General features: G+C 72.8%; 7 protein-coding genes. 3 read left to right on the forward strand and 4 right to left on the reverse strand.

The features are described 5' to 3' along the window. Positions 1-118: 118 nt before the first annotated feature. Both ACZDWJ_RS02465 and ACZDWJ_RS02470 read right to left on the reverse strand, forming a co-directional pair. Entirely contained in the window at positions 119-514 is a 396-nt protein-coding gene (locus ACZDWJ_RS02465) for a DUF5130 family protein (RefSeq protein WP_463519328.1), read from the reverse strand. Further along, complete coding sequence (locus tag ACZDWJ_RS02470) at positions 492-860, reverse strand: hypothetical protein (RefSeq protein ID WP_463519329.1); 369 nt, start codon at positions 858-860, stop codon at positions 492-494. Before ACZDWJ_RS02470 ends, ACZDWJ_RS02465 begins: the two co-directional genes overlap by 23 nt. A gap of 167 nt (positions 861-1,027) precedes the next feature. Here ACZDWJ_RS02470 and ACZDWJ_RS02475 point away from each other — a divergent pair, with 167 nt between their 5' ends. Next, complete coding sequence (locus ACZDWJ_RS02475) at positions 1,028-1,981, forward strand: mechanosensitive ion channel family protein (RefSeq protein WP_463519330.1); 954 nt, start codon at positions 1,028-1,030, stop codon at positions 1,979-1,981. Between the two features lie 102 nt (positions 1,982-2,083). On the opposite strand, the gene ACZDWJ_RS02480 is transcribed toward ACZDWJ_RS02475, so the two are convergent. Further along, the gene (locus tag ACZDWJ_RS02480; RefSeq protein WP_463519331.1) at positions 2,084-2,512 is read right to left on the reverse strand and encodes an OsmC family peroxiredoxin; all 429 of its coding nucleotides are present in this window, start codon (positions 2,510-2,512) and stop codon (positions 2,084-2,086) included. Positions 2,513-2,628: 116 nt separating this feature from the next. On the opposite strand from ACZDWJ_RS02480, the gene ACZDWJ_RS02485 reads away from it, so the two are divergent. Beyond that, the gene (locus ACZDWJ_RS02485; protein WP_463519332.1) at positions 2,629-3,000 is read left to right on the forward strand and encodes a globin; all 372 of its coding nucleotides are present in this window, start codon (positions 2,629-2,631) and stop codon (positions 2,998-3,000) included. A 21-nt stretch (positions 3,001-3,021) separates the two neighbouring features. Here ACZDWJ_RS02485 and ACZDWJ_RS02490 read toward each other — a convergent pair whose 3' ends face one another. Next, a complete protein-coding gene (locus ACZDWJ_RS02490; RefSeq protein WP_463519333.1) occupies positions 3,022-3,894 on the reverse strand; it encodes an acyl-CoA thioesterase in 873 nt (290 codons plus the stop codon). 97 nt (positions 3,895-3,991) lie between these two features. Here ACZDWJ_RS02490 and ACZDWJ_RS02495 point away from each other — a divergent pair, with 97 nt between their 5' ends. Then, positions 3,992-5,215 carry an acetyl-CoA C-acetyltransferase gene (locus tag ACZDWJ_RS02495; protein WP_463519334.1) on the forward strand — a complete coding sequence of 408 codons (1,224 nt, stop codon included), beginning with the start codon at positions 3,992-3,994 and terminating at the stop codon, positions 5,213-5,215. Positions 5,216-5,261: the final 46 nt, after the last annotated feature.

Consider the following 5,261-nt stretch of genomic DNA (forward strand, 5'->3'; position numbering starts at 1 on the left):
TCGCCGGGCCCTGGTGCGTGCTGCGACGGTGCGCTCGAGTGTCATCGACGCGTCGGGAGCGCAGGGAACAGCGACGGCGCCGACCGGACGCCGAGGGCGGTCGCGCCGGAGTGGAGCCTCAGGCGCCGGCGTGCAGGGTGCGCGGCGGACGCGCGTGCTCGGCGAGCATGAGGATGCCGCGGCGCAGGCCGCCGACGAGGTCGCCCTCGGCGAAGGCGGTCTGCATGGCGACGACGCACAGCTCGACCTGCGCGTCGGTGAGGGTGCGGCGGACGAAGCCGCCGGTGACGACCTCGAGCGCGCGGTGCTCGACGTCGACCATGATCAGGATGCTGCGGCTCGGGGCCACCAGCGTGTTGTGCAGCTGCGTCGCGAACGGGCGCGGCTCGCCGTCGGCGGTGCCGACGAACACCGAGAACTCGACCCGCGAGAGGCGCTCGGCCTGGCGGATCGCCTCGTCGAGCGAGGAGCGCTCGGTGGCGGTGAAGACGTCACCAGCGGGCACTTGCGCCACCCGCCTGCGACTCCTCGCCGTCGGGGGCGGCCAGCTCGCCCGCGCTCTTGCGCGGACCGCCGAGCCACTGGTTCTCGATCTGCGGGGCGCCCGGGGCCACCGACTCGCCGCGCAGCAGCGGCGGCAGGTAGATGATCGCGGCGAAGAGCACCGCGAGACCGAGCGGGATGCCGGCGACGACGAGCGCGGCGTGGAAGGGGTCGACCCCGGCGGGGTCCGACCAGCCCTCGGGCACGTCGGCGGAGGCCGGCGCCGCGAGCGCGAGGCCCACGCCCGCGGCGAGGACGACGAGGGTCGAGAGACGACGGATCAGGCGGCTGGCCGGGGACGAGGCGGTGCTGGTCACGGGTCCCAGGGTATCGCCTGGGCGCGCGTGCTCGCGCCCGGGCCGGGCGCATGGGACGTGACGTCCGACATGCCCGGCCACCACCCTCCGCCGTCCTGCGCCCCAGCCACGCGGGAGGGCGAGGGACCGACGTGAAATGCCGTCGTCGATCTGTGAGGGTGGGGCGCATGTCCGAAGCCGTGCCCTGGAACTGGAATCGCGACGACGCGCTCGGAGACGTCGTCAACGCCGTCGTCGACAAGGGGGCCTCGCTGCTGGGCCTGCTGCTGCTGGGCCTGGTGCTGCGGTGGGTCCTGCACCGCATGGTCGACCAGCTCGTCGAGCAGGCCGAGGACGGCGTGCTCCCCGACCGCGTCAACAAGCGGATCGCCGCGCGCCGGCGCGCGACCCGCGAGGCCGCCGGGCTGCCGCTGGACCCCGTGCAGGTCACCCGCCGGGTGCAGCGCGCCAAGACGATGGGCGACCTGCTCAAGAGCATCGTCACCGGCGTGATCGTCGCGGTCGTCGGCACGATGATGCTCAGCGAGCTCGGCGTCGACATCGCGCCGATCATCGCCAGCGCCGGCATCCTCGGCGTGGCCCTCGGCTTCGGCGCGCAGTCGCTGGTGAAGGACTTCCTCTCCGGCGTCTTCATGATCTTCGAGGACCAGTACGGCGTCGGCGACGTCGTCGACATCGGCGAGGCCAGCGGCACCGTCGAGGCCGTCACGCTGCGCGTCACGCGGGTGCGCGACCTCAACGGCACGGTCTGGTACGTCCCCAACGGCGAGATCATGCGCGTGGGCAACATGAGCCAGAACTGGTCGCGCGCCGTCGTCGACGTCGCGGTCGGCTACGGCGAGGACCTCGCCCGCGTCACGACCGTGCTGCAGGAGGTCGCCCACGACCTGTGGGAGGACGACGACTACCGCGGCGTCATCGTCGAGGAGCCCGAGGTCACCGGCGTCGAGAGCCTGGCCATCGACGGCATCCACCTGCGCGTCCTGGTGAAGACCGCGCCCATGGAGCAGTGGGGCGTCGCCCGTGCCCTGCGCCAGCGCGTCAAGGCCCGCTTCGACCACGAGGGCATCGAGATGCCCTACCCCCAGCGCCTCGCCTTCGGGCCCGAGCCGACCCGCTGAGGCCGGCCCCGCACGCATGTAACGCGGAGTCCCGTGCACCGACCCCCTGTTATTTCCGGTGGGAAGTGCACGGGACTCCGCGTTACAAGCCAGGCGGCGGGCTCAGGAGGCCAGCGACGCCTTCAGGGTGATGGTGGTGCCGGTGAGCGCCTGGGAGACCGGGCAGCCCTCCTTGGCGGCCTGGGCGGCGGCGACGAAGTCGTCCTCGGAGATGCCCTCGACGACGCCGACGACGGTCAGCTCGATGCCGGTGATGCCGGTGCCGGGGGTGAACTCGACGGCGGCGGAGGTCTTCAGCGAGGTGGCGGGGGTGCCGGCCTTGGCCAGGCCGTTGGAGAAGGCCATGGAGAAGCAGGCGGAGTGGGCCGCGGCGATGAGCTCCTCGGGGCTGGTCTTGCCGCCGGGCTCCTCCGAGCGGGCCGGCCACGAGACGTCGTAGGTGCCGAGGCCGGAGGAGTCGAAGGTGACGCGGCCGGCGCCCTCGAAGAGGGTGCCTTCCCAGTCGGTGGTGGCGACGCGGGTCACGGGCATGGGCGCTCCTGGTGCTGGTGGGTGATCGGGGGTACGGCCGGAGTCTGGCACGCGCGCCCAGCGACGCCGCCGGGGCCCGCGACCGATGGACGAGGCCGGTACGGCACGATGGCGACGTGACGTTCTACGAGGAGATCGGCGGCCACGCGACCCTGCAGCGGATCGTGGCGCGCTTCTACGAGGGCGTGGCCACCGACGAGGTCCTGCGACCGATGTACCCCGAGGAGGACCTCGGCCCCGCCGAGGAGCGGTTCCTGCTGTTCCTCACCCAGTACTGGGGCGGCCCGACGACCTACTCCGAGCAGCGCGGCCACCCGCGGCTGCGGATGCGGCACGCGCCCTTCCGCGTCGACGGCGAGGCCCGCGACCGCTGGCTGACGCACTTCCGCGCCGCGCTCGACGACGTCGCCCTGCCGCCCGAGCAGGACGCCCAGTTCTGGGACTACGTCACCCACGCCGCGCAGTTCATGGTCAACACCGTCGACTGACGCCCGGCTCCGACCTGCGGCTCAGACCTGCTGGTCGGCCAGCGCCCGCTCGAGGGCGGCGTGGATCTCCGGCGGCGGCACCGCCGAGCGCTGGGTCTCGGGATCGAAGAACACCAGCACGACGCGTCCGCGGGCCGCGACCTCGCCGCTGGCGAGGTCGACGATCTCGGTGCCGAGCACCGTCGAGGTGCGCCCCACGGCGACGACGCCGGTCCAGGCGTCGTAGGGCTCCGGTCGGGAGAGCAGCTGGCGGCGGTACTCGACGTCGATGCTGCCGACGACGACGGCCCCGCGGCCGCGGCCGGTGGGCACCTCGCCGAAGAGCCGGCTGATGACCGCGATCCGCGCCTCCTGGAGGTACTCCACGTAGGACACGTTGTTGACGTGGCCGAGGGAGTCGACGTCGGAGAAGCGCACGTGCACCGGGTAGTGGTCGCGGGGCTCGCGGCGGATCGGCGGGAGCTCCAGCGGCCCCGCGGGGACGGCGGCGTCGTCGAGATGCGGGCCCAGCGCGGTGCGCTCGGCCTCGGTGAGGCGGCGCGGACGTCCGGCGTCGAAGACGTAGGGGGTGAGCACCGTCGAGCCGGTGAGGTAGACCCGCGGCCCGTCGGGGGTGGCGTCGTACACCTCGTACGCCAGGGTGAAGGACGCCGCCCGGAGCTCGGTGACCCGCACCGAGATCCGCACCGGCTCGGGGCGGAAGACCAGCGGAGCCAGGAAGCGCAGCTGCTGACGTGCGACGACCAGGCCCTCCCCCGCCACCGGCGGCACCCCCAGCGCGCGCAGGAAGTCGATCCGCGCCTCCTGGAGGTAGTCGGCGTAGCGGACGTTGTTGATGTGGGCGAGCTGGTCCATGTCGGCCCAGCGCAGCGGGCACTCGTAGACGTGACGCACGCCGCGATGCTCGCACGCCTGGAACCTGTTCTCGCGCTCGGGGCGGACGGCTAGGGTGAGGCGTCCTCGTTCCTCCGTCACAGGGAGCCTGCTCTCCATGCCCGAAGCAGTCATCGTCTCCGCCGCCCGCAGCCCGATCGGTCGCGCCAACAAGGGGTCCCTCAAGGACTTCCGCCCCGACGACCTCACCGCCCTCATCACGAAGGCCGCGCTCGACAAGATCCCGGCGCTCGACCCGCGCACCATCGACGACTTCCTGCTCGGCGTCGGCCTGCCCGGCGGCGAGTCGGGCAACAACATGGGCCGCAACGTGCCCGTCCTCCTCGGCTACGACGAGGTGCCCGGCACCACCATCACCCGCTACTGCTCCTCCTCGGTGCAGACCACGCGGATGGCCTTCCACGCCATCAAGGCCGGCGAGGGCGACGTCTACGTCTCCGCCGGCGTCGAGACCGTGTCCCGCTTCGCCAAGGGCACCTCCGACCACTGGCCCGACACCCACAACCCGCTCTTCGAGGAGGCCAAGGCCCGCACGAAGTCGACCGCCGAGGCCGGCAACGGCGCGGGCGCCTGGCACGACCCCCGCGAGGACGGCGTCCTGCCCGACGTCTACATCGCGATGGGCCAGACCGCCGAGAACGTCGCCACCCTGCGCGGCCTGGACCGCCGCGAGCTCGACGAGTTCGCGGTCCGCTCGCAGAACCTCGCCGAGAAGGCGATCGCCGACGGCTTCTGGGCTCGCGAGATCACCCCGGTCACCACCCCCGACGGCACGGTCGTCTCGGCCGACGACGGCCCGCGCGCCGGCGTCACCTACGACGCCATCGCCGGCCTCCAGCCGGTCTTCCGCCCCGACGGCGTCGTCACGGCCGGCAACTGCTGCGCGCTCAACGACGGCGCGGCCGCGGTCGTCATCATGTCCGACACCAAGGCCGCCGAGCTCGGCCTCACGCCGCTCGCGCGGATCGTGTCCACCGGCGTCTCGGGCCTCTCCCCCGAGATCATGGGCCTCGGCCCGGTCGAGGCGTCCAAGCGGGCGCTGGCCAGCGCCGGCATGAGCATCGGCGACATCGACCTCGTCGAGATCAACGAGGCCTTCGCCGCCCAGGTCGTCCCGTCCTACCAGGACCTCGGCATCGACCTGGACCGCCTCAACGTCAACGGCGGCGCGATCGCGGTCGGCCACCCGTTCGGCATGACCGGCGCCCGCCTGCAGAACACGATGCTGAACTCGCTGGAGTGGCACGACAAGACCACCGGCCTGATCACCATGTGCGTCGGCGGCGGCATGGGCATGGCGCTCATCCTCGAGCGCCTCTGATCGCACGCCCCTGGGCGCACCGCGCCCAGCAGCACCCGGGAGCGGG

The sequence above is a fragment of the Nocardioides sp. B129/18 genome, from assembly GCF_055282735.1.